Here is a 25,464-nt window from a genome sequence, read left to right on the forward strand (position 1 = left end):
AAAAGAAAGAAAAGAAAGGTTTTTTATACTATGCCCTCATTTTTTAAAAAGCTTAAATCAAAAAATGTAAATGAAAAGAATAAAAAAAATAGTGAAGATCATTCAATTAATGAATCTTCAGAGCTCATAGGCATATCTCTGGCAGAAAATATTGCAGCTATAAATCAAAAAACAGGAAACAGCTCAGATGTAATCATTCGAATGCTGAAAATCAATAAAGATCCTGAAATTAGAGCAGCAATTGTTTATATTGAGGGTATTGTAGATAACCAATCCATCAATGATTTTTTAATTGAATCAATAATGGAGAATTTTGAATTAAGTGAAAGAACGGATTGTTATGAAGAAATCTTAGACAGCATGGCAGATAAGATTGTTTCTATAGGCAGTGTTAAACAGATAAATGGTTGGCATGAACTGTTGTTATCCTTAATGTCGGGTGAAACCATTATACTGGTAAACGGTACAAATATAGGGTTGAGTGCAAGCACAAAAGGAGGGGAAAGGCGTTCAATACTGGAGCCTGGGACTCAGGTGGCGGTCCGTGGTTCTAGAGAGAGTTTTACTGAATCAATTGGTACGAATACAGCCATGGTAAGGAGAATTATTAAAAATCCAAACTTATGGATAGAGTCTATTAAAATTGGCACCGTTACCAACACAGATGTTGTAATCATGTATATCAATGGTATTGCCAAAGAAGAAATTATTAAAGAAGTTCGCAAAAGGCTAGAGAGAATTAATCTCGATAGCATTCTTGAATCTGGCTATATTGAACAGATGATTGAAGATCAGTCATTTACAACATTTCCAACACTCTATCATACAGAAAGACCAGATATGGTAGCAGGAAATCTCCTGGAAGGAAGAGTGGCCATATTTGTAGATGGCACCCCATTTGTGCTGTTAGCTCCAGCATTATTTATCCAGTTTTTTCAGTCAGCAGAAGATTATTACGTTCGATTTGATATCGCCACTGCACTGCGCTTCCTGCGAATCCTAATTTTCTTTATATCCCTGATAGCACCTGCTGTTTATGTTGCTGCTACAACATTCCATCAAGAGATGATCCCCACACCGCTCTTAATCGCAGTTGCAGCCCAGCGTGAAGCCGTACCTTTCCCATCCCTTGTTGAAGCAATCGTTATGGAAGTGACATTTGAAATATTACGGGAAGCTGGTATAAGAATGCCAAAAGCAATTGGATCGGCAATCTCGATCGTCGGAGCTCTTGTAATTGGGCAGGCGGCTGTACAGGCCGGTATAGTATCGCCAGCCATGGTGATTATTGTAGCCATCACTGCGATTGCAAGTTTTGCTACTCCTTCATATGCTATAGCCATTTCTGCTCGTTTGATACGTTTTATCTTTATGCTGAGTGCTGCTTCATTTGGTTTTTATGGAATTATTCTTTCATTTATCATGATGATTGTTCATCTATGCAGTTTACGATCTTTTGGTGTACCCTACATGGCACCATTTGCACCCTTTATTCCGACGAATACAGGTGATACAATTGTTCGATTGCCATGGTGGTCTTTAAAAGAAAGACCAAGATTAATCAATAAAAATATTAATCGGAGAGGGAAAGACCAGAAGCCTGCCCCCCCTGAAAACCGAGGAATGGTAAATATTAAGTTCAAAGAAGGACGATCAGAATGAATCTAAAAGCATTATTTCTTCTCTTGATAATAATACCTATTCTCTCTGGATGCTGGAGTAAAAAGGAATTAAATGATCTGGCATTAATTTCAGCTCTGGGAATTGATAAAAATGATAACGGTGAGTATGTTGGAACTTTTCAAATTATTAATCCAGGAAATGTGACAGGAGGCACGCAAGGTGGCGGAGGCGGACAGGGTCCTTCCGTTTCTGTCTTTACCTCGACAGGTAAAAATTTAGTGGAAATGAACCGGCGTGCATCAACCAAGATTTCGCGCAGACTATATTACGCACATACAAACCTGCTGATCATTAGCGAGGAATTGGCAAAAGAAGAAGGTATCAATAAAATGTTTGATGCTTTAGTACGGGACCCTGAATTTCGAACTACAGCCACAGTTGTGATCGCACATGATTCGAATGCTTCAGATATTGTAAAGACATTAACTGCCGTGGACAAAATTCCTGCAAATAAAGTAATTAAAACGTTAAAATTCACCGAAAGACGTTGGGGAGAACATTTGAATGTCAACATTCAAGAGGTTGTTAAAAACCTTCTATCTTCTGGAAAAGAACCAGTGATCAGCGGTTTTCGAGTAGTGGGCAATAAAGAACAAGGAAAAAAGATGGAGAATATTCAACAAACTGCTCTAGATGCAATCCTCCAAGCTGAAGGCCTTGCAATATTTAAAGAGGGTAAGCTGGTTAATTGGCATCAAGGGAAACCTGCTAGAGGCATATTATGGGTGCTTGATAAAATCAAAGCAACCGATGTAAATGTCAGTTGGGAGAAAGATAAAGATGCGATTGCCTATCAGGTTATCCGTCAAAAAACCAAAATTTCTGCTGACATGAAAAATAATCGTCCTCATATTTCCATTCATGTACGGGTAGAAGGGGATATTGGAGAGGTTACTGTTCCTGTCACTCTTAATGATCCCAACGTTTTATTTAAAATCGAAGAATTATTAGAAAAAGAAATTATGAAAGAGATCAAAGAGGCAGTACAACTAGCAAAGGAAGACAAAACGGATATTTTTGGGTTTGGTGATGCTGTATATCGCTCCAATCCAGTTGAATGGAAAAAGCTAAAAAATGATTGGAACGATGTTCACTTTCCAGAAATAAAGGTAGATGTGAAAGTTGATGCTTTTATTCGCAGAACAGGTATGATAAAAAAGCCCCACTTATCTGAAATGGATAAATAATTAAAAGGGAAGTGACAATTCAGTGGAGAAGGCGAAAATTAGCTCATATCAGCTGTTTGTCCTTATTTTACTGTTCGAACTAGGAAGTGCATTACTGTTTCCGCTTGCTACCGAGACAAAACAGGATGCCTGGATTGCAGTTCTGCTTGGTATGCTGGGCGGTTTTGTCCTATTTTTAGTCTATCATGGTCTTTACTGTTTTTATCCTGATATGCTTCCAACAGAATATACTCAAAAAATTATTGGAAAAGTACTCGGGCGCAGCCTTTCCTATCTTTATATTTTATATTTTACATATCTCGCTGCAAGGGTATTGCGAGACTTTGGAGAATTATTGGTAACGTTTGCTTATCCAGATACACCGTTGTTCATTATAAACGCATTATTGACGCTGGCTGTTGTCTATACCATTCGAAAAGGAATCGAAGTATTAGCTAGAACAGGTGAATTGTTGTTTGTATTAATGTACTTGCTCGCAATTACAGGCTTCATCCTTGTTGTAATTTCAGGATTAATTGATATTAATAATTTAAAGCCCGTACTTGAAGATGGAATTTTCCCAGTTTTAAAAGCCGCAATTACTCAAACCTTGTATGTCCCTTTTGGAGAAGTCATCGTATTTACAATGATTATGCCTTATATAAATAAATCGAAAAAGGCGAGAATGACCGGTTTGCTTGCTTTAGGATTAAGTGGTATAAACTTAGCAATTGTCATGGCGTTTAACATTAGTGTTCTTGGCGTGGATTTTACTACCCTTGCTGCATTTCCTCTTCTTAGTACAATACAAACGATTCAGGTTGCAGATTTTTTGGAACGGCTTGATGTGTATTTTATGCTTGCCCTTATTATTAGCGGCTTCTTCAAAATAAGCATCTTTTGTTATGCAGCTGTTACAGGCACTGCAACCTTGTTTAACATCAAAGAACCTTCTCGAATGGTTTATCCAATTGGTCTCGTCATTTTGATTTTGTCTATAACGATGGCAAGTAATTTTTCTGGTCATCTGCAGGAAGGTTTACAGATAGTTACAATATATTTGCATCTTCCATTTCAGGTGATTATACCAATTATACTTCTAGGTATTGCATTTATAAAAAATAGAATAAGAAAAAAAGGCAGGTAATATCTAGTACGCATGATTTGGAGCTTGATGAGCTTTATTTGATATTGTTGCTGATCAAGAAGATGTTCTAGCAGCGGAACGCGATTTTTAAGTAAAAAGCAGCAAGTTTAACTTGCTGCTTTTTTTCTGGGTGATAATCCAGTTGCGCATTCTTGCCCATCATCGGGTGCAATATTTTCATTTAATAATAAAACCTGAATTACAGGGTTCAATACTATTGAAAATCATTGAGATTTTGTGCCTTCAATACACTTACAACCATACCGCCGATTTGTCTGCCTAATCTCAACCCTTCATCATTATCTACTTTAAAATGTACGCCAGCGTACAAACGTGATAAAGCGCATTGTTCCATTGTGTTTTTTATTCCTGATGCTTCTGGTGGAAAGAAATAACTTAATACCGATTCTGCACATCCTGCAACAGTGGCGTGTGCAGAAGGGTAGGAGGGAAAACGCGGTGTAGTGAACACAGGAGATAGGTTTCTGCCATATTGATTTGGACGTGCCACATCCCAAAGATATTTAAAATACCAAGACATCACAAAAGCATCATTAACAGCAGCGTGAAAATATCCGAGTGCTCTGGCAATATGCGGTGATCCTAGTTTATATTTTTTTGCTAAACTGAAAATCATAGGAGTCATATTCTGAGTTGCTTCGACCGTCCCCCAGTATTGTGCGATGCGTATTTGTTGAGGGTTTATGAATGATAATGTTTGTTCTACAATATGTAATTCTGTTCCCCAATCAACCTCAATAGGATTTTTAATTTGCCAATTAATACGCTGCTGAAAGGGATCCAGGAATTCATTGTTGCTTTGCCTGAAAATAAAAAACATTGGAAAATACGCTGGTGCAAAATAAGCTTTAGGCGGGGTTTGCTCTCCTTGGTAAGGATATTCAGACCATCTTCTGTAATTTGTTCTCACTTGAATCTGCCCCCTTATATTTTTTCTACTTATTCTTTATGAGTGAGAGCAATAAAATATAACAATATATGTTGTGGCTGATTATTATATTGGTATTTTTAAAGGGCAGAATAGTTGAATATGATACTAAAAAAAGGTTAAGTTTTCCAATAAATTGTGCTAGTATTATTTTAATTCTTTTTGTAAGAGGTGAGTTTAGTTGAGTAGAGTTGAGCAAAGTACAAAGTTAGATTTAGAAAGAATTGTTTTTATTGGGAGAACCTTTGAAGAATATTTGGATATGTTTTCTCTTTCGGTTGAATCACTGAAGGGGAAAAAAATTTTGGATTGTCCAGCAGGAGCGTGTTCCTTTACTGCTGTTGGCAACAAACAAGGTCTAGATGTAAAAGCTGCTGATATTGCATACTATCATTCAGAGGAAGAACTGTATAATAAAGGGCTTCAGGATATCGAACACGCTATGGAACTTATGGATAAGGCAAAAAGTAATTATATTTGGGATTATTTTGAAGATATAACCGGTCTTAGAAAACATCGTCTGAGTGCCTTAAAAGATTGTGCTAAGGATATGAGGAAATCGAGTGAACGATACGTTCCTGTCACTTTACCTTCTTTACCGTTTAATGATGCAGAATTTGATATTCTTCTTTCCGCTCATTTTCTATTTATGTATGCGGACCGATTAGATTATCAATTTCATATAACAACGATAAATGAGTTATTGAGGGTTACTCAAGAGGAACTTCGCATTTTCCCTTTAGTTGATTTGGAAGGAAAACGATATGTGCATTTAGATAAATTAATAAGTTATCTCGCTGATAATGGATGTACAGTCGAAGAAGTTAAAGTGCCATATGAATTTCAGGCAAATGCTAACTCAATGTTAATAATAAAAAAAGGATAACATAAAAAGGGCAACGCGACGTTGTCCTTTTTATCGGCTTTCTGTATAAAAATAATCATCATTTTATTAATTCATTATTTTATATGGAGGAAAAGACACTAATGGCTGAAATATCTTTTTCTCAATCTTTGACTCATAAATATTATTTAGATGGTGTAAAGTTAACTTTCATTGCTTTTGCCATTAATTGTGGTAAATCTGTGTTATTGTGTAAACCGCTAAATAAGTTAGAGCCAGGTCCGAATGCGTAAAGAGGAACATCTGTCCCTGTATGGTTAGTGCTCGACCATCCAACTAATGCACGCTTAGAAATTACTTCGTTAATGGCGATATCAGGCTTGCTGGCAACTTTGATTTTTTGATTTTCCGCATCTGTAAGGTCGATGTTCGCATATTGTTTTACGACTTCTTTTGCGTTGCTGCGGTCAGCAGTCAACTTACTTACCATGAAATCACCCGTTGCCGTTACATTGCGAAGCACTTCAAGTTTTGCATCACCTTTATCGTAACCGCCAACAGACATACCACCCGTATCATGATCTCCTGCTACAACTACTAACGTGTTTTTATCCTTTTTTGCAAATTCCAATACTTCTGCTAATGCATCTTCAAATGCTTCTGAATCCTTCATTGCCCAAGCTGCATCCTGATCGTGGCCTGCCCAATCAATCTGACTTCCTTCCACCATTAAGAAGAAACCATCTTTATCCTTCTTAAGAACGTCTAAGGATTTTTCTGTCATTTCTGCCAGGCTAGGCTGCTTCGTCTCATTGCGGTCTAACTCAGGAGCCATTCCTTCTTCAGCAAATAGACCGATAAGCTTGTCAGTTTTTTCTGCATTGGCTAATTCCTTGCTGTCATCAACGAATTTGTATCCTTCTTCTTTTGCTTCATTTAAAAGAGAATCAGGAAAGTATTTCTTTCCGCCGCCAAGAATAACTTCTACTTCATTTTCCAGCAATTGTGGTGCAATATCTGCTTCATTTGCACGTGAGGCAACATGCGAAGCAAAGACAGCCGGAGTTGCATGCGTAATCGTTGAAGTCGCAACCAAACCTGATGCTTTTCCAGCTTCTTCAGATGCTTCCAGAATTGTTTTTAGTTCTTTGCCATCTGGTGATGTACTGATCATTCCATTGTTTGTTTTAACACCTGTAGCCATTGCTGTTCCTGCAGCAGCTGAATCAGTGACTTCTGAATTAACTGAATATGTACGGTGCATGCCTACCAACATAGAATCCATAAGTGATTCTTCACCTTTAAACCAGCGATAGTTTGTTGCGTAAGAAGCTGAAAATCCATCTGGAACCATAAAGATGACATTTTTTACTTTTCCATTGTTATGATTATTTTCTGCTTCTGCTGCTGGTGTTGACAGAGTAGTAGCTAAACCGCCAATCGCAATAGAAGACACAACTGCTAAAGGTAATAGCTTCTGTTTAAAACTTTTCTTGACCATTCCTTTTCCCCCCTAAATTATACAAGATTCTGTCTTACCGACAGATATTTTCCCAACCCAATCTACTTTTAACAACAGCTTTAATAATAAATTGGTTTTATTAAGCAGCTGTATTAGTATAATAAAGAATTCTTTACAAATATTATAATTTTAGTAAATGTTAACTAATATACCCTATTTATTTAAAAAAAGAAGCAGCCTGAAGGTTTTGTAGTGATGTCTCATTAAAGGAAGATCAATTTAATTGATCTTCAGCTCTTCCTTTACTTATCAGATTAGTAAAAGAGGGATTTAAACCAAGTTTTATTAAAGGGCAAGATTGTTAAACTATAGAAGGTTTTATGGAAAGAAAATCGAAATTAACCTATACGGGTAATAGAAAACATTGTGATAGTTCTTTACTTTGAAAAAAAGATGTTTCTATAAGCTGCTGTCTTGATACTCTCATACCCAACAAGTGTAAACAGACATTGCCGCTTGTACTTGAGCATCTCGATAAGTTGATTCTGCCACCCTCGAGAATTGTATAAATCGGAATAGGCAGATTAATACTTTATTAAGAATATTTTTATATAAACCGAAAGAGAGTTGATGTAAGTATGAACAACCACACGAAATTAAAAATATTAAAGCCTGCTAATGAAGTATTTGAAGCATTCGTAGACCCTTTTAAAATTGGAAAGTTTTGGTTTTCATCAAGTTCTGAAAGATGGGAACAAGGCAAGACGGTTACACTGAGATATGATGAATACAATGCTCAAGGGGATATAGAAGTAATGGAAGTCGACATAAATAAGAAAATTGTGTTTCAGTGGGGGGAGGGACATATTGTTACAATTACGCTAAAAGAGCTGGATAACTCGAGTACAATTATTGAAGTTAACGAAGAAGGTTTTAATGAAAATGATGGTGAGGTAATTAGTGAATTGATAGATAATAAAGAGGGTTGGGTCTATATGTTGACATGTTTAAAGGGATATTTGGAATATGGTGTTAATTTGAGAGCAGCTTTAGTTAAGTAACATTAAGATTTAATGGTTGCTGATGAAATTTCACTTTATAGTCGATTTCACATAAATAAAAGGGAAAATCCACTTATGGTATAAGTGGATTTTTATATATGATTGGACACACATAACAACCATGCTCAACTGGACTATGAAGCAACAGCAGCCGGCTGCAGAGCTTTGTCAGGTTTTGTTAGTCTGATCCAAAGTTATGACTACATTTCCCTTTTTATGTCCTTTTTCTACATATCTGTGAGCCTCAGGTATTTGTTCGAGCGGATAGCGTCTATCTATGGCGGAATTTATCTTCCCCGTCTCAATAATCTCACTAAGGATAATTAAATCTTCAGTGCGTACCTTTGCTATCCCTTGCCCTACAACTGATACGTATTTTCCGTTCGGAGTCAGGGCTTTCTTGCAATTTGATTTCGAGTTTTTCCCAACTGCATCAAAGATGATATCATAATGCTCTCCTCTTTTCGTAAAATCCTCTTGAGTATAATCAATTACCTTATCGGCTCCCAGAGATTTCACCAATTCTAAATTTGTGGTACTGCATACTCCGGTAACTTCTGCCCCAAAGTACTTGGCAAGCTGTACCGCGGAAGTCCCTACTGCTCCAGAAGCTCCATAGATAAGAACTTTTTGTCCGTTTTGGATGTTTCCTTTTCTAAGAAAATGCAAGGCTGTAGTTCCCCCAAAGGGAACGGCAGCGGCTTCATCAAAAGTCATATTGGCAGGTTTTATTGCCACTAATCCGTTTTCAGGCAGACATGTATACTCGGCATGAGCACCAAAACTCATCCCAGTTAATGCAAAAACCTGGTCACCTTTCTTAAATCGTATTACATCTTTGCCTATTGCTTCAACTTCCCCGGCTAATTCCACACCCAGTATAGGTTTTCTTGGTTTGCTGAGACCTAAGACTATACGCATGGGGATCCAGTACAAGATAGGGCTTTCGAAACTTCGAACTCTGCAGTCCCCGGTTGTAACTGTTGTCGCATGAACTTTTACCAGTATTTCATTGTCCTTTGGAGAAGATTTTTCTACCTCTTTAAGCTGAAGAACATCTGGTGATCCGTATTTTGTGCATACAATTGCTTTCATAAGTCTCCTCCATAATTTCTTTTATATGTGATATTTTCATCTTATGATCTAAATCACATATAAATGTCATAGTACTGTGTAATCAAACCATGATGAACGTACGTTTTTTGGGGGTGTGTTATTAAGGCGAAAGCCTCTTATTTAATAGAGGCTACTAAAAAGGATCATACAAATTGCCAGCTGTAATCTTTGAAATAAACTACTCTTATATAAGCCTAAAGAATGGAAATGGATTAAGAAAAATATTCACGCTGGAATTATGATTAGCTGGAAAGGCAAAAACTGTAGAAGGCGGAAGTGCTTTTGAGCTGTCTGTTTAAAAGATTCTACACCGTCAAGGTAAGCATGAACAGCAGCTAATTTAGTATCTAATGAATATTTCGTCATAAAAAAACTACACCTCAGTTGTTAGATGTGTCTAACAATTTGGGTGTAGTTCATTAATTGGTCCTTTTTCTTTTTACCTGTTATAAGATCTTTTTTCTATCCAATTCCATTAAGTCCTGCTCTTGAACGAGCCGCTTCTTCTCCATCTTGTCCTTTGCTGCAAAACGATAATATAAAGCGCACCCTATCAGAAAAGGAATCCCGCAATAAAGTGCCATTCTTTGGTCTGGAATGAAAGCTAGACTCACCATCACCAGTACATTGGCAGACAGCGCAACTAGAGGAACGATCGGATAAAATGGCGTCCTGAACTTCAGGTCACTGATCTTTCCGCCATTTCTCAAAAACTTTTTCCTGCCTAGGTAGTTGGAAAGAGCGATGGATGCCCATACAAACACTGCTCCAAAACCCGCGATAGACAGCAGCCACAAGTATACTGTGTCTTCTGCAAAAAAGCCGCACAATAGGCACAAGCAGCCCACAATCATGCTTGCAGCTAGAGCATTGATAGGGACTCCGCTTTTATTCAGCTTCCCGAACCTTTCATGAATCATCCCCTGTCTGGACATCGACCAGAGCATACGGGATGTAGCGTATAATCCAGAGTTTGCGACCGATAACACAGCAGTGATAATAACAAAGTTCATAATGTCAGCCGCATATGGAATCCCTATGTTATCAAATACAACGACAAACGGACTTTCCACAAGTCCTGCTTCTTTCCATGGAAACAGTCCAGCCAATACAAACACAGAGAGAATAAAGAAGATAAGAATGCGCCAAGCTGTACTATTGATGGCTTTTGGAATTGTTTTTTCAGGGTTCTCACTCTCCCCAGCTGCGATTCCAACGAGTTCCGTTCCCTGAAAAGAAAAATTCACGCCGATCATCGTAATTAAAATTGCCGCTATTCCATGCGGAAATAATCCGCCGTGATCCGTATAATTGCTTAAAAATGGAGCAGGCTCTCCGCCCCCCATTTGAAGAAATCCAAACATGGCTGCTCCGCCTAAAAAAATAAAAGCGATAACGGTAATTACCTTGATACCTGCAAACCAAAACTCAACTTCTGCAAAGCTTTTTGTAGACAATGCATTGATGCAAAAAAGCAGGATGGCGAATACGATGCACCAAATCCACGGCGAAACGTCCGGAAACCAGCGCTTCATCAAAATACTGACCGTAAGCAGTTCCAGGCCAATTGTGACTGACCAATTCAGCCACGACATCCACCCTACCACGTAGCCTGCTCCCGGTGATATAAACTTCGTTGCGTAAGTTTGATAAGATCCTACGTGTGGGTTCGCAACGGCCAATTCACCGAGGCAAAGCATTGTCAAATACATGACAAAGCCGCCAATCAGATACGCGAGAATTGCTCCTCCCGGTCCCGCCTCGCCAATGGTATACCCGGTGCTCAGGAATAGTCCTGTACCGATTACACCGCCTAGGGCAATCATCAAAATATGCCTTTCTTTTAATTCTTTTTTCAATTCCTGATTCTGATTTAACATGGAAGCCTCCTTATGAGTAAGCGTTTACAGAATTTAAAATCTCCATTATTTTATCACTATTTAGTATTATATGAAAATTAATTTTTTAAAAATAAATACGGCTTCTTGAAAATCACGGGCCTTTAAGCCTGTGAAATCACTATTATTAGAAATATACTGTTCGGCTATTATTCAATTTTTGGGGAAAGAAGGCTATTTTAGAATAATTTGAATAAATATGCAGCCGATTGATGAACTGCTTGCAAATTGTTAGACACAATTAACAATTGGACATGGAGTTTTGGATGACTTAATTAAACGGCATAGGTACAACTGAAAAAGAATTTGAAATGACAATTAAAGCAGCAGTTTCCGTTTCCAATTCTTAAATTACCCGAAGGTTTCCCATCTTTCTAATGAAATAAAGTATTGAGTAAATTGTTTCGTTTTGAAATAATTAGTATTAAGTAAATGTGCAAATTGGCAGAATAAGTCTCTTTCTATTAACTGATTTTCCGGAGGATGGAGAAATGATTAATGCATGGAGTTACTTAGCTGTAAATATCCTTATTCGTATATTCATGCAGAATGAATGTTCCATGCAATCTTCGCTAAACGGGTACATTCGAATAACGAATATAAAGAAAAGAAAACTGGCTTGAAGATTCCAACATAGACCATAAGGAGATTGTTATTATGCCGATTATAAAAGATATTCAGCTTTTAGTTCCAGCGGATATGGATCAGAATTGGCTATTCTTTAATCAGACAAGAAGCATATCATTTTTGTACAGCCGTCTTCTGCCAAAACTGCAGGCGAAGGATGATAGAGGAATTCAGATCAACTGTGTAGAAAATCTTGAAAAAGTAAAGCAGTTGGATCCTTATGGTTACATCATATTTAATTATTTTCCTGTATTTGTAGAGGTGGATGTTCAGGGATTTTTAGAATTATCTGATAGGAAGAAGAAAGTTAAAACCTTAGAAATCGTTCACGAAGGGATGAAGCTGGCTGCTTGTGAATTTAACTGGGACACATCTCTTCTTGATGAAGTTTATGAGAAAGTCAAACAACTGGATTACGAGAATATCTATCCTCTTATAAAAAAAAGCAGCCCAAATAAGAAATACGTGGGCAGCATCGTATGTCATCATGAGGTGTCTTCAATCGATGTATACATGGAAATCAAGAAAAGAAACGGTAAAGTTGTAGGCAAGGAGAAAATTTTCTCTGTGGAGAATACTGACGAACAAGACTTATTTAATGAATACTGGATCCTCGTATGGAAGCTCAACAATAAATTAGAGTTTGCTGATGATAGATTTAAAAACATTTACCGCTTAACATTCCTTGAAAAAGATGAGCCAGATCAATTAGTGTGGAAGATAAAAAAAAATTAATATCAGGCACAATTTTGCACCATCCGAGGGCAATGGCAGTATAGTTAAAAATTCCCTTTTACTCTATTAGGTTTTATACAATTAATGTAAAATTACCCAAAGGATCTGAACGGATGAAAAATATAATTCAGCCAATATTAGCCTATTTGATTGTTTGTATAATAGTAATCTCAATTCCTGATTCTTAAGGTTATAATTTCTTAGGATGGAAATTGTTTATTGGACAAATATATGCAATTCCACTATTGATCGTTACGGACATAGTTACCATTTTGATAAATAAAAAACATTCATATAATTAATATTTTTAATAAAGTTACTGGGCGTTGATCCGAGAAGGGTTGATGCTCTTTTTGTTGAAGCAGCTATGGAAAAACGGTAAAGGAGAAGTAAATAATACAGATGGAGGCATTGAACTTGAGAGTTATTCAAAAAGAATTTTACGTTCATGATTTACGTTATATTGTAAGGTCTGCAGTAGAGGAAGATGCGAAAAACTTGTCTGGTCTAAGATTGCAGATAGATGGGGAAACAGAAAATTTAGATAGAGAAAAGGGAGAGGCGTACATAGATGAATCAGGATTTAAACAGATTATTAAAGATGATACAGAGAGGATGAATAACCTATTTTTAGTAGCAGAAGTAAATGGAAGTATCGTAGGTTTTTCTAGATGTGAAGGGGGAAAATTGAAAAGAATTTCTCATAAAGCAGAATTTGGAGTCGGTTTATTAAAAGAATATTGGGGATATGGCATAGGAAAAAACCTTTTAAAAGAATCTGTCTATTGGGCAGACACTAATGAAATCAGGAAACTAACGCTGAATGTTCTGGAAATCAATGAAAAAGCTATAAAGCTTTATAAGGACTTTGGTTTTGAAGTAGAAGGGGTCTTGAAAAAAGACAAAATATTATCTGACGGAAATTATTATAATACTTTATTGATGGGGAGGCTTAATGGATAAGTTCAATTGCATTGTAATCAAAATTAAATAGTAAGAACCGAATAATAAGACCCTGCATAAGTGAACACGAAATGTCGGGCAGTAACAGTCTTCCCCTGTTAATCTATTGATAAAGGAGGTCATCCGAATGGATTTGCTTAAGAACATGAATGGAACGATTCAGTACATTGAAGAAAACCTTACTGATGATATTGACATGAAAGAAGTTGCAAGGCTGTCTTTATGCTCTGAATATCATTTTAAAAGGATGTTTTCTTTCCTTGCGGGTATTTCGCTGTCAGAATACATCCGCCGCAGACGACTTACACTTGCAGCATTTGAGCTTATAAACAGCAGCGTAAAGGTCATTGATATTGCAATGAAATACAGATACAGCTCACCAGATTCTTTTGCACGGGCGTTTCAAAATTTGCATGGAATCACACCGTCAGAAGCCAGAAATAGCGGCCATTCACTTAAAGCTTTCCTGCGGATGACCTTTCAGTTATCAATTAAAGGAGGAAGTGAAATGAACTACCGAATAGAAGAAAAAGAGGCATTTCGCATTGTTGGTATTAAGAAAAGAGTTCATGTTCAATTTAATGGGGTTAATCCAGAGATTGCTTCTATGTGGCGAAGTTTAGATATTGAAACGATCAATAAACTAAAAAAACTTTCTAATGTGGAGCCTATTGGGCTAATTAGCGCCTCCACGAACTTTTCTGAAGGAAGAATGGAGGAAAAAGGGGAGCTTGACCACTATATTGGCGCAGCAACAACTTTGGAATGTCCAGATAACTTGTCACAGCTTGAAGTTCCTGCCTCAACATGGGCTGTATTTGAAGCAATCGGGCCATTTCCTGATAGGCTGCAAGAAGTATGGGGGCGAATATATTCCGAATGGTTTCCATCCTCAAACTATGAACAACTAGAAGGTCCGGAAATCCTGTGGAATGAAAATAAAGATACAAGTTCTCCGGCGTTTAAAAGTGAAATATGGATACCGATTTTAAAAAAGTAATCCCGTTTATCTTTGGTGACTATAGGTTACTTTTTAACAAGAAAAAGACGCCATTCTTTAATAAGGAGGCGTCTTTTGAACTGGACCAAAAAGAGAGGGAGGTATTTAGTCTAATGATAAAGAAAGAAACAAGAATTATGTTTTTTGGGAGAGAATACAAGAATGATTAAGGCAGTCATCTTTGATTTAGATGGAACATTGTTAAATCGGGATGCTTCAGTACAGAAGTTTATAGCCGGCCAATACGATAGAATGAATAAACTGATAAGTCATATACCAAAAGAAAAATATACTTCCAGGTTTATCGAATTAGATTGCCGTGGGTATGTTTGGAAAGATAAAGTATATCAGCAATTGGTCGATGAGTTTACCATTACCGCAATCACTTGGGAGAGTTTACTTCAAGATTACTTAGATCAATTTAAGAATAGCTGTATCCCTTTTCCCCATCTAATCAGTATGTTAAAAGGGTTAAAAAGCAAGTCCATTAAATTAGGAATCATAACGAACGGAAAAGGCCAGTTCCAAATAGATAACATAAACGCATTGGGAATTAAAACATATTTTGAAACGATCATTGTTTCGGAATGGGAAGGTGTAAAAAAACCTGATCCTCTAATATTCAAAAAAGCTTTAGAGCAATTAAATGTTTCACCGGACGAAAGTATATACGTTGGAGATCATCCTGAAAACGATGTTAGTGCGGCTCAAAAAGCAGGAATGAAAGGAATATGGAAAAAAGACTCTCAGTGGGGCAGTTTAGAAACAGATTTCATCATTGATGATTTGGCTGAATTACCTTTAATCATGGAACGAATATGGAATGAATGCAGGAAGTCATTTTAAAATTACAGGTACAAATGTTAACTAATACTTTCAGCACAAAAAAGATCAACACCCTGTAAGTTGATCTTTCACATAAATATTCAGCGAATGACGATAAATGGCCGCATCATTTCGTAATCTTCATGCTCTAATATATGACAATGCCAAACATACAAATCCGGTGTAGGGTCCAAACTTCATAATGATTCGTGTTACCTGCTCAGGATTCGCTCTGACAGTGTCTTTCCAGCCTCTTTCCTGAGGCTCTGGCGGTATGCTCGGTCCTGTGTAAGAAATGACTTTTTCCTTTTTAAACTTCTCTGCATCAAATGGTCTTCGATCAAGGATCTGGAAATCAACTTTTTGATGAGGCCCAAGCAGCGGAATAATGGGCATGGCATCTGTATACTTAGTAAGCTCAGGAGTTTTATGTGTCATCAGCCTTCTTCTCCATTTCATTTCTCACTATACATTCAGTCTATACAGAAACCCTGCCGGCACTTTATAAATATAAAAAAGAACAGCTGCATGCTGCTCTTTTAACGGTTAAATGAATGCTCTTTTTTCTTTGTCTGTTCTTCGATGCTGATTTCGATCCTGCAGCCGTGCTCTCCCTTTTCATTAAGAAGAATTTCAAGAACTTTTGCTGTGAGCTGAAAAGATTCTTTCATATAGCCAGCTAATTTTTTGCTTTGGGCAGCGCCAATGAAGCCCAGATAGTTTCGTTCAGTGGTATACACATGAAACCGATCTGTTTCCTCTTCTTTTTTTAATAGCAAAGTTTCGTTTTGGATAAGGCGGGGCAAATATGCCTGCGGATTCATCCCGTCTGCCCTTTTTTGTTTTACACCGGAAAGTAAACATTTAATCGACTTTGACTTTGGTGCAGAAGCACGTTCTGTTAAAGCGATATTCAAGTAAGATGTGCCTTCGTAATTCGAGCTCTTCAGCAGCTGGTGCAGCTGTTTTACATCATCCAGTGCACGGTGAGTCTGCACAGCTGCAAGCTTGTGACTATGTAATAGGCTGATTAACTTGGCACTTTGGTAGCCGTATTTCTTCCACGGAATATTTCTGGCAGAGCAGTACCATTTCTTTGAATGCAGCTCAGGGTACATTTTAGCGGTGAAGCTCCGGTCAAATGAAGCATTATGAGCAATAATAAAATCAGCCTGATGGATCGCTGACTTTATCTTTGTATCATCAAACGTTTTACCCTTAACATCTTCAAAAGGAATCGAATGAATCCGAAAGGCAAATTCATAGTTTTTTCTGGCTGAAAGAGACAGAGGCTCTCTTAAAAAGGAGTGCTCTTCTAGCGTTTCTAAAAAGACATCTGTATCTGTATCATAACGAAACAGCAGGAAACCAATTTCGATCATTTCATCCTGAATGGGCGATAAGCCTGTTGTTTCCACATCGAGAATCATACCGGTAAGAATCATGCAAGTTTTCCCCCTTTCTACTAATCTACCATCTACCACTAGACCGAAACAACTTTAAGAATCATTTGACTCTGGAGTATTTCCACATTACAATGTGTAGTGTGAGGTGTTGTCATTGTGAAAATCCAGCATTTTAAATTTAATGAAAAAGGCTTAAATCGTTTTTTTGGTCCATTAGAGGCTAAGATTATGAATATCCTTTGGAATTCATCTGAAATGTCGATAAAAGACGTTCAGCAGAAGCTTGAAAAAGAGAAAAAAATGAGCTTTAACACGGTGATGACAGTCATGAACCGCCTAGTTGAAAAGGATGTCCTAACCAAGCGGTCTGAGGGCAGAGGATCGCTGTTCCGTCCAGTCCTGACTAAAGAAGAGTTTCTTTGTGCACAATCCAAAGAGCTGACAAACGGACTGATTGACGAGTTTGGACAAATAGTCGTAAGCCATATGATTGACAGCATTGATGAAGCAGATGAGAGCTTGATTGCAAAGCTTGAGCAAAAAATAAAAGAAATGAAAAAGGAAAAATAGAATGTGGGAAAAAAGATCAAAACAAGTATTTTTAGCTTGTGTGTCCATCTCAATGATTCTGCTCATTCAAATGACGATCTATCTTTTTCGAAAATTGCTCGGCCTGCCGATTGAGTTTAATCTGATTCAATTGTGCAGCACAGCCCTTCAGTCCTTGGGGTTTACGTCGCTTGAATATTTACTTGAAGTAATTATTTATGCGACCGTATCCATGACAGTTTACAAGATTATAAAACAGCTTTACCTCTCTCATACCATTCATAAAAAAATGGCTAAACGGATGAACATATCTTTAACGTCTCGATACAACCTGCAATTCTCTCTGCCAAAAGAGACTATCCAGGTGATTGACGAGGATGCTGTTCTGTCATTGACGATGGGGTTTTTTCGTCCGAAAATCATTCTTTCTACCGGACTATTAAATTTGCTTGATGAAGGAGAAAGACGCGCAGTTCTTTTGCATGAAATTTATCATCAAAAAAACAGAGATCCTTTGAAGCTTTTTGTATTATCGGTGTGCTCATCTGTGATGTGGTATATTCCGATTCTCGGCTGGTTTTATCAAAAATACAGAATGATCCGCGAACTGCTGGCAGATCATTATGCCATCAGCAGACTTCAATCTTCAGCAGATTTAGGAAGTGCACTGCTGAAAATCTTGAAAAAAAATCAAAAAAAGAAGCTTCTATCATTCTCGTATGCACCATTTGCAGATACAGCGATTAATCTTAGAATCCAAAAAATCCTTGATCCATTCTCAGAGACACCGTTAGATCTCCCGTTAAAAAAGGCTGCGGTCTCTATGCTGGTATTCTTCATGCTGCTGATGATGTTTTTGATCGAGCTGTCCTAAAAATTTTTAAGGAATTACACTACGACATGTAGTATAAAATAAAAAGGAGTGTTTTACATATGACAAAGAATGCAGAACTTGGCGGACTGATTGTACGAATCGCATTAGGATTTATTTTTTTCGTGCACGGCTTAACGAAATTTCAGGGAGGAGTCGAAAATACAGCAGGATTTTTCGACAGTATAGGAGTACCTGGTTTTCTGGCTTATCCTGTGGCCCTAATAGAGGCAGCCGGAGGAATTCTCTTAATGCTTGGACTTGGTACACGAATTATTTCCGCTCTCATTGGGCTGATTATGCTTGGAGCCATCTTTACAGCTAAGCTTGGCAGCGGTTTTATAGGCGGATACGAGTTGGATGTGGCATTACTTGCTATGTCAATTTATCTTGTTTTGAGCGGAAGTAAATTTCTTTCACTGGAACAGGTAATCTTTAAAGATAAAGACTAAATTCTCGTTATATAAAAACTTTAAAGCGTGCTTCAGCTGCCCGGATGTGCATTGGAGTAGGACATGGGGTGTTATTCACATGGATCCAGCGGTATGAGTATCACGGAGAAAGTGCATTTATAAAACGCTATACAACCTATTCAGTGGACGATAAACTAGAGGGTTGCAGATAATGTGCTGAATCGGAATTTTGAAGCTTCTAAGCCGAATGAGAAATGGGTCATAGACATCACTGAAGTCAAATTATTTGTAGAAAAACTTTAACTTTATCCGATGCCAGACCAACCTATTCCCTTGTCTCAGATATGTTAAAAAAGGCTTTTAAACGAAAAACTATGGATGATGATTTATTGATTCACTCTGACCAGGGATGGCACTATCAAATGAAGAAATATCGGCTGGCTTTAAAGAACAAGAACATCACTCAAAGCATGTCCCGTAAAGGGAACAGTTACGACAATGCGGTCTTAGAAAACTTCTTTGGTATCCTAAAAACGGAATTTCTTTATTACCAAGACTTTAAAAGTGTCGAGCATTTTAAGCAAGAGCTCAGAAAGTATATCCATTACTATAATCACAAACGAATTAAGGCAAAATTAAAAGGCAAGAGCCCGGTACAATACCGGAATCTTGCCTATAAAACAGCTTAACTAAATAACGAGTCTAATTTTTTGGGGTCACTTCAAGGTAAGGCCGGTTCTTTTTCATTTAAAAAATTGAGGCAGATGCTTTTTATGAGCTTCAAGCATTTCATCAAGTATTTTTTTACCTGTTGTATCGGAAGCGACTAGTGGATTAATCGTCATTGCTAGCAAAGCAGTACTGTAATTTCCGGTAATAGCGGCCTCTGCTGCGACACGTTCAAACGATTTTATTTGCTGAACTAAACCGCGTACAGCAACAGGCAGATCACCAATGGCAAGCGGCTTAGGACCATCCTTTGTGATGACAGAGCTGATTTCAATCGCAGAATCATGGGGAAGACTTGCAATCGCCCCATTATTCATTGTATTTACTGGCTGAATGTCCCTTTTGTCTGTATAGATGGAGTGAATCAGCCGTACAGCAGCATCACTGTAATAAGCACCGCCGCGTTTTTCGAGCTGTGGAGGTTTAATCGCAAGCTCCTCATTTTGATAGAGTTCAAACAGCTCATCCTCAAGCTTTTTCACAACTTCTGCACGGGTACCGGCGGTTTCCGCGTTTTTCATCTCTTTTTCAACCATTTCCCTCGTTTTGTAATAATACTGATGGTATGGGCAAGGGAATATATTCAGGGCTTTTAAAAATTCAGGCTCCCATCCGAGCGCAACGATATTCTGCATCGTGACGGATTGTTCTGGATGTGTAATAAGATCAATCACTTTCTGTTTAACGCTTACCCCGTCTAAATACACATCAAGTCCATATACCATGTGATTTAAGCCCGCAAAATCAATCCGGATCCGGCTGTGCTCAACATTCAATAGCTTTGCCGCACCCATTTCCATGCCGATCGGCACATTGCATAGACCAACAACCTTGCGGACATTGCTGTATCTCAGGACGGCCTCCGTTACCATTCCGGCTGGATTGGTAAAATTGATCAGCCAGGCATCGGGGCAAAGGGTTTCCATTTCCCTGCAGATGCTGAGGATAACAGGAATGGTGCGCAAACCTTTAAACAAGCCTCCAGGACCATTTGTTTCTTGGCCAAGAACCCCATATTTAAGCGGAATACGTTCATCTTTTGCCCGTGCTTCCAAAAGTCCTACACGAAATTGAGTGGTAACAAAATCTGCGTTTTCCAATGCTTCGCGCCTATTAAGAGTAAGGTGAATGGAAATTGGCACATTTGCTTTTTCAACCATTCGTTTAGCGAGGCTTCCTATGATCTCTAATTTTCTTTTTCCCTCTGGAACATCTGCAAGCCATATCTCTGATACGGGAAGTTCATCATAGCGTTTAATGAACCCCTCAATCAGCTCAGGCGTATAGGATGAACCGCCGCCAATCGTTGCGATCTTTAATCCTTTTTTATTCGTCATGCTTACACCTTCTTTGTCCGCTGATAAATTTCAACGATTTCTATGGCAAGATCTTTGACAGTCATGGCTGTCATTAAATGATCCTGTGCATGGATAAGGATGATAGGGAGGTCGTACTTTTCACCGCCGGCTTCTTTTTGAATCAGCTCTGTTTGGAACCGGTGAGCTTTAACGAACTCCTTATCGGCTTCTTCAAGTTTTTCAACAGCGAGTTCAAAGTTTCCTTTTTTGGATGCTTGTATCGCTTCCATCGCAAGGCTTCTTGCATTGCCGCTATGGGCGATCAGATGGAAGGAAAGCTCGTAAAGCTGTTCTTTATTCATAGATTCCCTCCATTATGAAGCAGCATGATTTTCTTCGCTGAATTTCTGTTTATCCCACATGCGGAAGAAAGGATAATAGATAAAGAAGGCAATCACCATGTTAATCAGCTGCATGATGAGCCCCGATATTTTTCCGCCAGTTGCCAAGTACCCGCCAAAGAGTGGAGGCATTGTCCATGGAACTCCGATTCCCGCTGGTCTAGCGACAATTCCAGTCGTCATGCAAATGTAGGTTGCGATTGTAATCGCAATAGGTGTTAAGATAAATGGAATAATCAGCAGGGGGTTCATGACAATCGGCATTCCAAACGTGACCGGCTCATTAATATTGAACACACCCGGTCCTATGGACAGACGCCCAAGCTGTTTCATTTGCTGGCTTTTTCCAAGGAAGAGCATACAGAAGACCAGTGACAGCGTGGCCCCCGATCCGCCAATATAGACGAATAAGTCAAAGAACTGCTGAGTGAAGATATTTGGCAGAGCTTCACCTGCTTGAAAGGCAACCCTGTTTTCATCCATAGAAGTCAGCCAGATTGGCCCCATGACTCCGCCGACGATACTTGCTCCGTGAAGTCCTGTAGACCAAAGAAGCTGAATCAGGATAACGGCGACAATACTTCCGATCAAACTTCCGCCAAGGACGCCGAGAGGTTTACCAAGCAGGATGCTGACTACATTATGAAGACTTTCAAATGACGTATTTTCAACGAGTAACCGCAAAAGCCAGACGGATGTAAGAATAAAGAATCCAGGTATAAGCGCGATAAACGAACGGCTTACTGCCGGCGGTACACCGTCAGGCATTTTGATCACAAGGTTTTTCTGAATGACGAACCTGAATATTTCAGTTGATAGGATAGCAAGAAGCATCGCAACAAATAGTCCTTTGCTTCCCATTAAAGCGGCAGGAATGGCGCCGCCGACCAAAACAGCTTCAGATGCACCTTCTGCTAGAAACGGAACTTGGTAGGGGGTGGCCAAGAGGAAGGCTGCAACAGAAACCGCACCAGCTGTAAGGGCATCAACACCATAATTTTCAGCAAGGCGATAGGCAATCCCGAAAGATGCAATCAGCGCCATGATGTCAAACGTAGCCCCGACTGGATAGAGAAGCTTTGTCAGCCATTGGTCCCCGAATACACTTGCCATAAATTCTGGATAGCCTTCGATCGGAAGAAATCCGAGAATTAAAAACACAGATCCGATAATAATGAGCGGCATTGTAAGAATAATACCATCCCTTAAAGCCTGCAGATGCCGCTGTCCTGCAACCTTTGCTGCAGCCGCCATAAATTTTTCCTCAAAGAAGCGATTGACCTTTCCCATTCTAGTCACCCCTTAGCTGAATTAATAAGTCCAAGAGCAAAATTTAGTACTTCCTTTCCATTGCATGTTCCATAATGCAGCATATTGATGGAATCAACCGGAATTCCGCGTTTCTGCCCCTTTGTCTTTAATTGCGGCAGCAAATAGCGGACTTGCGGTCCTACGAGCAGGACATCCGCCTGATCCAAATGCTTGTTTACTTCACTGGCGCCAACAGCCCATATCCTGCAATCAAGTCCTTGCTCCTTCGCGCTTGCTTCCATTTTAGAAACAAGCAGGCTTGTTGACATCCCAGCAGCACAGCATAGTAAAATATTCACCTAAACAGCCCCCCTTTTGTAAGCGATTTCATAAGTTGTTCAAAAAAATAAACGAGCTTAATAATAGGTATGGAGAATTTTTCGAAATATGTATAAGCTTGTTGCGTGAAAATAGAAAAATAAAGGCGGACAGGCTGAATTTGGAAAAGGGTGCGGAGAACCGAACCTGAGTGGTTTCGGGGTAAATAATTAATACTGATAAACTCTCGATTTACGCTGATAAACATTTAATAGGCACAGATTATTGGCCAGATAAGCTGCGATATCAGCATCCGAAATTGGGGTCATGGATTTCGCTTATTCCGATTTCTAAGGCACCATTCTAAAAAAGAAAAGAGCCCCCGCAGGAGAGCTCTTTTACAGATCAACATCCTCATTTTTGCCACTCTTGAAAATACCTCTGATGATCAAGAATGCAAGAATGAGTCCAATATAAATCAAGAACATGGCAACAAATCCCCAAAGTCCAACTATAGCATCTATAAATTCCATGTTTCCTCTATTAGTCAGGGCCTGCTGTATCTCTATTCCAAATACGAGAACAAACATAAATGTCAGTGTATATAAGAATGAGAGAGCAGTAATGCCAAATGGCAGCTTTGACAGCCATTTAGATAATAGATAAACGAACACAAATACACCCATTCCGATAATGCCCATAATCCAAAAATGCAGGTCTTTATCTGTCACGTTCAGTCCAAGCGTCTGGTAGGCAGCCGCATTGATCATATCGTGTATATTATTAACGATTTCAGCTATAAGCTTAATAAAATCTTTCAGAAACATTCACTCATTTCTATAAGGTGATGATTCTATTATACCTCACTAAGTCAATGCCGCTCTTTTCAGCAGGCGATGAATGGAGCGGTTGGCTTCTCTTAATATGACTTCCTTATTCATTGTTTTCATGATGCCGTTTTCCATCACGATTTTTCCATTGATGATTGTTGTCTCAACATCTCCTCGTCCGGCAGAGTAAACAATTCTTGAAATAGGATCTGCTTCTGAAGGGTATGTGTGGAACTGATTGAGATTCAGAATGACCATATCTGCTTTTTTCCCAATCTCAAGGCTGCCGATTTCATTTTCTAAGCCGACGGCCTTTGCTCCGCCAATCGTCGCCATCTGAAAAACCGTTTTCGCATCCATGGCTGCAGGGCCATGAATCGGCTTTTGAAGAAGGGCAGCAAGCCTCATTTCATTAAACATATCCAGGTTATTATTGCAGGGAGCACCATCAGCTCCAAGACTTAAACTCACATTCATATCGAGAAGTCCATTTGTATCTGCTACACCGGAAGCGAGTTTAAGATTTGAACCGGGACAATGGCTTACATGTATGCCGCGTTCTTTAATAATCCGCTTCTCATTCTCATCAAGCCAGACGCAGTGGGCAAGAATCAGGCGTTCATTCGCAAGTCCGAGATGATCTAAATAGACGATGTTTCTCATGCCTGTTTCTTCAAGAACGACCTTAATTTCTGCTTGATTTTCAGAAGCATGAGTATGTACTTTCACATCATGTTCAATCGATAGCTCTCTTACTTCCTTTAACAGCTGTTCTGTGCAGGAAATGACAAACCTTGGAGAAAAAGCATAACGGATCCTGCCGTTATCATATAAATTCCATTTCGCAAGCAAATCAACACTTTCCTGGATAGAGGACTCCGTTTTCTCTCTAAGTCCTGCCGGCACGTCATATCCTTTATCCATCATGACTTTGCCTGATAACGCCCTTATCCCGCTTGCGGCAATAGCCTGAAAAGCAAAATCGGTATGGTGTACGGTTTCCATATCAACGATGGTGGTAGTACCGCTTTGAATCAATTCCCCAATTCCAAGCATCGCAGAATAATAGACAGATTCCTCGTCGTGGGATGCTTCAAGAGGCCAAATTCTTTTTTTCAGCCAATCCAATAATTCAAGATCATCTCCTCTGCCGCGGAAGAGCGTCTGGCATAAGTGAATATGTGTTTGAACAAATCCCGGAATAATGGTCCGGCTGGCAGCATCAATGACCTTTTCAGCAGGGTTCTTCAGATTTGGTCCAATCGCTGCAATCAGATCATCTTTTATGAAAATATCTCCTGTAAAAATATCATTCTGTTCATTCATTGAAATGATTTGTGCATTTTTAATAAGAAGAGAGCCCATAGAAAACCGAATCATTATATGCAACCTTCTGATTGATAATTTTATAAAATAAGAGGTTATAAAAAGTTAATATAGGAATATAGTAAAAATACGAATCAACGCTTTAACGTTTTAAAACGTTGTAGATTTAAGGGGAATTTCCAAGTAAAATAAATAAAATAGCATTTTTATCGGAAAGGGATGGAGAACTGTGAGATATACAAAAAAAGAGTCAAATGAATTGATTGCAGCTGCTTTTCACCTTTTAAGGAACAGAAAAGTAGCTACTCCTAAACAAATTGCAGATGATCTGGAAGCACAAACAGGCAAACGGGTATCGTCTCCCTCCGCATTTATGGTAAAGGTTATTGAGCGCTATCCTTCTGTCGTAAAACCAAGAAGAGGGGTTTATATGATCAGGGAAGGGTAAATTTTTTTCTGATTTTCTCTTATTCTACTATAGAAAAATCATAAAGACTCCAAATGTGTGAGAAAATGCAACAGACTATTTTATATGTAAAAAAGAACCTCTGATCGATCAGGGGTTCCATTTTTTTATAGGATAAGCAAGTAAATGG

24 protein-coding genes and 3 pseudogenes are annotated in these 25,464 nt (G+C 38.6%); 15 read left to right on the plus strand and 12 right to left on the minus strand.

All coding sequences use genetic code 11. The features are described from left to right. The first annotated feature begins 30 nt into the window (after window positions 1-30). From QFZ72_RS06395 to QFZ72_RS06405, 3 genes are read left to right on the plus strand one after another with little or no spacing between them, the layout of a single operon-like run. Window positions 31-1,662: a spore germination protein gene (locus QFZ72_RS06395; protein ID WP_307430914.1), complete on the plus strand. Its 1,632-nt coding sequence runs from the start codon at window positions 31-33 to the stop codon at window positions 1,660-1,662. After that, complete coding sequence (locus QFZ72_RS06400) at window positions 1,659-2,870, plus strand: Ger(x)C family spore germination protein (RefSeq protein ID WP_307430917.1); 1,212 nt, start codon at window positions 1,659-1,661, stop codon at window positions 2,868-2,870. The genes QFZ72_RS06395 and QFZ72_RS06400 overlap by 4 nt, the downstream gene beginning before the upstream one ends. 22 nt (window positions 2,871-2,892) lie before the next feature. Next, window positions 2,893-3,996 (plus strand): GerAB/ArcD/ProY family transporter, encoded by a 1,104-nt coding sequence (locus QFZ72_RS06405; RefSeq protein ID WP_307430919.1) that lies wholly within the window; start codon window positions 2,893-2,895, stop codon window positions 3,994-3,996. Between the two features lie 214 nt (window positions 3,997-4,210). Here QFZ72_RS06405 and QFZ72_RS06410 read toward each other — a convergent pair whose 3' ends face one another. Further along, window positions 4,211-4,927, minus strand: coding sequence for a vanadium-dependent haloperoxidase (locus QFZ72_RS06410; protein ID WP_307430922.1), 717 nt, complete (start codon window positions 4,925-4,927; stop codon window positions 4,211-4,213). A gap of 199 nt (window positions 4,928-5,126) precedes the next feature. Between QFZ72_RS06410 and QFZ72_RS06415 the strand changes: the two genes are divergently transcribed. Next, window positions 5,127-5,831: an SAM-dependent methyltransferase gene (locus QFZ72_RS06415; protein WP_307430924.1), complete on the plus strand. Its 705-nt coding sequence runs from the start codon at window positions 5,127-5,129 to the stop codon at window positions 5,829-5,831. A gap of 142 nt (window positions 5,832-5,973) precedes the next feature. Here the strand turns inward: QFZ72_RS06415 and QFZ72_RS06420 are convergent, their stop codons facing one another. Further along, on the minus strand, window positions 5,974-7,290 hold the full coding sequence (locus QFZ72_RS06420; RefSeq protein ID WP_307430927.1) for an alkaline phosphatase: 1,317 nt from the start codon (window positions 7,288-7,290) through the stop codon (window positions 5,974-5,976). Window positions 7,291-7,889: 599 nt separating this feature from the next. Between QFZ72_RS06420 and QFZ72_RS06425 the strand changes: the two genes are divergently transcribed. Continuing rightward, window positions 7,890-8,312, plus strand: a complete 423-nt coding sequence (locus tag QFZ72_RS06425) for an SRPBCC family protein (protein WP_307430930.1) — start codon at window positions 7,890-7,892, stop codon at window positions 8,310-8,312. 168 nt (window positions 8,313-8,480) lie between these two features. On the opposite strand, the gene QFZ72_RS06430 is transcribed toward QFZ72_RS06425, so the two are convergent. Continuing rightward, a complete protein-coding gene (locus tag QFZ72_RS06430) occupies window positions 8,481-9,407 on the minus strand; it encodes an NAD(P)-dependent alcohol dehydrogenase (RefSeq protein WP_307430933.1) in 927 nt (308 codons plus the stop codon). 467 nt (window positions 9,408-9,874) lie between these two features. Further along, window positions 9,875-11,308 carry an amino acid permease gene (locus tag QFZ72_RS06435; RefSeq protein ID WP_307430936.1) on the minus strand — a complete coding sequence of 478 codons (1,434 nt, stop codon included), beginning with the start codon at window positions 11,306-11,308 and terminating at the stop codon, window positions 9,875-9,877. A gap of 675 nt (window positions 11,309-11,983) precedes the next feature. On the opposite strand from QFZ72_RS06435, the gene QFZ72_RS06440 reads away from it, so the two are divergent. The 5 genes and pseudogenes from QFZ72_RS06440 to QFZ72_RS06460 all read left to right on the plus strand — a co-directional run bounded on the left by QFZ72_RS06440 (window position 11,984) and on the right by QFZ72_RS06460 (window position 15,497). Continuing rightward, window positions 11,984-12,688, plus strand: a complete 705-nt coding sequence (locus QFZ72_RS06440; RefSeq protein ID WP_307430939.1) for a hypothetical protein — start codon at window positions 11,984-11,986, stop codon at window positions 12,686-12,688. A gap of 113 nt (window positions 12,689-12,801) precedes the next feature. Next, a pseudogene (locus tag QFZ72_RS06445) lies at window positions 12,802-12,990 on the plus strand (DUF4017 family protein). A 100-nt stretch (window positions 12,991-13,090) separates the two neighbouring features. Beyond that, window positions 13,091-13,651 (plus strand): GNAT family N-acetyltransferase, encoded by a 561-nt coding sequence (locus QFZ72_RS06450; RefSeq protein WP_373464437.1) that lies wholly within the window; start codon window positions 13,091-13,093, stop codon window positions 13,649-13,651. 127 nt (window positions 13,652-13,778) lie between these two features. Further along, window positions 13,779-14,651, plus strand: a complete 873-nt coding sequence (locus QFZ72_RS06455) for an AraC family transcriptional regulator (RefSeq protein WP_307430945.1) — start codon at window positions 13,779-13,781, stop codon at window positions 14,649-14,651. A 162-nt stretch (window positions 14,652-14,813) separates the two neighbouring features. Continuing rightward, complete coding sequence (locus QFZ72_RS06460; protein WP_307430948.1) at window positions 14,814-15,497, plus strand: HAD family hydrolase; 684 nt, start codon at window positions 14,814-14,816, stop codon at window positions 15,495-15,497. Between the two features lie 80 nt (window positions 15,498-15,577). Here QFZ72_RS06460 and QFZ72_RS06465 read toward each other — a convergent pair. Next, window positions 15,578-15,836, minus strand: a pseudogene (locus tag QFZ72_RS06465) (multicopper oxidase domain-containing protein); the annotation flags it as partial. 179 nt (window positions 15,837-16,015) lie between these two features. Continuing rightward, complete coding sequence (locus QFZ72_RS06470; protein WP_307430953.1) at window positions 16,016-16,921, minus strand: exonuclease domain-containing protein; 906 nt, start codon at window positions 16,919-16,921, stop codon at window positions 16,016-16,018. 117 nt (window positions 16,922-17,038) lie between these two features. Between QFZ72_RS06470 and QFZ72_RS06475 the strand changes: the two genes are divergently transcribed. The 4 genes and pseudogenes from QFZ72_RS06475 to QFZ72_RS06490 form a co-directional block, all read left to right on the plus strand. Next, window positions 17,039-17,452, plus strand: a complete 414-nt coding sequence (locus QFZ72_RS06475; RefSeq protein WP_307430958.1) for a BlaI/MecI/CopY family transcriptional regulator — start codon at window positions 17,039-17,041, stop codon at window positions 17,450-17,452. 1 nt (window position 17,453) lies between these two features. Beyond that, a complete protein-coding gene (locus QFZ72_RS06480; protein ID WP_307430961.1) occupies window positions 17,454-18,305 on the plus strand; it encodes a M56 family metallopeptidase in 852 nt (283 codons plus the stop codon). 59 nt (window positions 18,306-18,364) lie between these two features. Then, window positions 18,365-18,754, plus strand: coding sequence for a DoxX family protein (locus QFZ72_RS06485; protein ID WP_307430964.1), 390 nt, complete (start codon window positions 18,365-18,367; stop codon window positions 18,752-18,754). Window positions 18,755-18,913: 159 nt separating this feature from the next. Beyond that, window positions 18,914-19,404: pseudogene (locus tag QFZ72_RS06490) on the plus strand (IS3 family transposase); the annotation flags it as partial. Window positions 19,405-19,458: 54 nt separating this feature from the next. Here QFZ72_RS06490 and QFZ72_RS06495 read toward each other — a convergent pair. The 6 genes from QFZ72_RS06495 to QFZ72_RS06520 form a co-directional block, all read right to left on the minus strand. Continuing rightward, window positions 19,459-20,781, minus strand: a complete 1,323-nt coding sequence (locus QFZ72_RS06495; RefSeq protein ID WP_307430966.1) for a 6-phospho-beta-glucosidase — start codon at window positions 20,779-20,781, stop codon at window positions 19,459-19,461. Window positions 20,782-20,783: 2 nt separating this feature from the next. Further along, window positions 20,784-21,104, minus strand: coding sequence for a PTS sugar transporter subunit IIA (locus tag QFZ72_RS06500; protein ID WP_307430968.1), 321 nt, complete (start codon window positions 21,102-21,104; stop codon window positions 20,784-20,786). Window positions 21,105-21,116: 12 nt separating this feature from the next. Continuing rightward, window positions 21,117-22,433, minus strand: coding sequence for a PTS cellobiose transporter subunit IIC (celB, locus tag QFZ72_RS06505; RefSeq protein ID WP_307430971.1), 1,317 nt, complete (start codon window positions 22,431-22,433; stop codon window positions 21,117-21,119). Window positions 22,434-22,438: 5 nt separating this feature from the next. After that, the gene (locus QFZ72_RS06510) at window positions 22,439-22,753 is read right to left on the minus strand and encodes a PTS sugar transporter subunit IIB (RefSeq protein WP_307430974.1); all 315 of its coding nucleotides are present in this window, start codon (window positions 22,751-22,753) and stop codon (window positions 22,439-22,441) included. A gap of 357 nt (window positions 22,754-23,110) precedes the next feature. Beyond that, complete coding sequence (locus tag QFZ72_RS06515; protein WP_307430977.1) at window positions 23,111-23,539, minus strand: hypothetical protein; 429 nt, start codon at window positions 23,537-23,539, stop codon at window positions 23,111-23,113. A gap of 39 nt (window positions 23,540-23,578) precedes the next feature. Then, window positions 23,579-24,907 (minus strand): 5'-deoxyadenosine deaminase, encoded by a 1,329-nt coding sequence (locus tag QFZ72_RS06520; protein ID WP_307439618.1) that lies wholly within the window; start codon window positions 24,905-24,907, stop codon window positions 23,579-23,581. A gap of 190 nt (window positions 24,908-25,097) precedes the next feature. On the opposite strand from QFZ72_RS06520, the gene QFZ72_RS06525 reads away from it, so the two are divergent. Beyond that, window positions 25,098-25,316, plus strand: coding sequence for a Rok-like winged helix domain-containing protein (locus tag QFZ72_RS06525; protein WP_070875820.1), 219 nt, complete (start codon window positions 25,098-25,100; stop codon window positions 25,314-25,316). Window positions 25,317-25,464 lie beyond the last annotated feature (148 nt).

This window comes from Bacillus sp. V2I10 (genome assembly GCF_030817055.1).
Classification (GTDB): domain Bacteria; phylum Bacillota; class Bacilli; order Bacillales; family Bacillaceae; genus Bacillus_P.

Coding starts and splice junctions, on each gene's coding strand:
- QFZ72_RS06395 (WP_307430914.1), top strand. CDS start 31: ATGCCCTCATTTTTTAAAAAGCTTAAATCAAAAAATGTAAATGAAAAG.
- QFZ72_RS06400 (WP_307430917.1), top strand. CDS start 1,659: ATGAATCTAAAAGCATTATTTCTTCTCTTGATAATAATACCTATTCTC.
- QFZ72_RS06420 (WP_307430927.1), bottom strand. CDS start 7,290: ATGGTCAAGAAAAGTTTTAAACAGAAGCTATTACCTTTAGCAGTTGTG.
- QFZ72_RS06425 (WP_307430930.1), top strand. CDS start 7,890: ATGAACAACCACACGAAATTAAAAATATTAAAGCCTGCTAATGAAGTA.
- QFZ72_RS06430 (WP_307430933.1), bottom strand. CDS start 9,407: ATGAAAGCAATTGTATGCACAAAATACGGATCACCAGATGTTCTTCAG.
- QFZ72_RS06435 (WP_307430936.1), bottom strand. CDS start 11,308: ATGTTAAATCAGAATCAGGAATTGAAAAAAGAATTAAAAGAAAGGCAT.
- QFZ72_RS06440 (WP_307430939.1), top strand. CDS start 11,984: ATGCCGATTATAAAAGATATTCAGCTTTTAGTTCCAGCGGATATGGAT.
- QFZ72_RS06450 (WP_373464437.1), top strand. CDS start 13,091: ATGGAGGCATTGAACTTGAGAGTTATTCAAAAAGAATTTTACGTTCAT.
- QFZ72_RS06455 (WP_307430945.1), top strand. CDS start 13,779: ATGGATTTGCTTAAGAACATGAATGGAACGATTCAGTACATTGAAGAA.
- QFZ72_RS06460 (WP_307430948.1), top strand. CDS start 14,814: ATGATTAAGGCAGTCATCTTTGATTTAGATGGAACATTGTTAAATCGG.
- QFZ72_RS06470 (WP_307430953.1), bottom strand. CDS start 16,921: ATGATTCTTACCGGTATGATTCTCGATGTGGAAACAACAGGCTTATCG.
- QFZ72_RS06480 (WP_307430961.1), top strand. CDS start 17,454: ATGTGGGAAAAAAGATCAAAACAAGTATTTTTAGCTTGTGTGTCCATC.
- QFZ72_RS06485 (WP_307430964.1), top strand. CDS start 18,365: ATGACAAAGAATGCAGAACTTGGCGGACTGATTGTACGAATCGCATTA.
- QFZ72_RS06495 (WP_307430966.1), bottom strand. CDS start 20,781: ATGACGAATAAAAAAGGATTAAAGATCGCAACGATTGGCGGCGGTTCA.
- QFZ72_RS06500 (WP_307430968.1), bottom strand. CDS start 21,104: ATGAATAAAGAACAGCTTTACGAGCTTTCCTTCCATCTGATCGCCCAT.
- celB (WP_307430971.1), bottom strand. CDS start 22,433: ATGGGAAAGGTCAATCGCTTCTTTGAGGAAAAATTTATGGCGGCTGCA.
- QFZ72_RS06515 (WP_307430977.1), bottom strand. CDS start 23,539: ATGTTTCTGAAAGATTTTATTAAGCTTATAGCTGAAATCGTTAATAAT.
- QFZ72_RS06520 (WP_307439618.1), bottom strand. CDS start 24,907: ATGGGCTCTCTTCTTATTAAAAATGCACAAATCATTTCAATGAATGAA.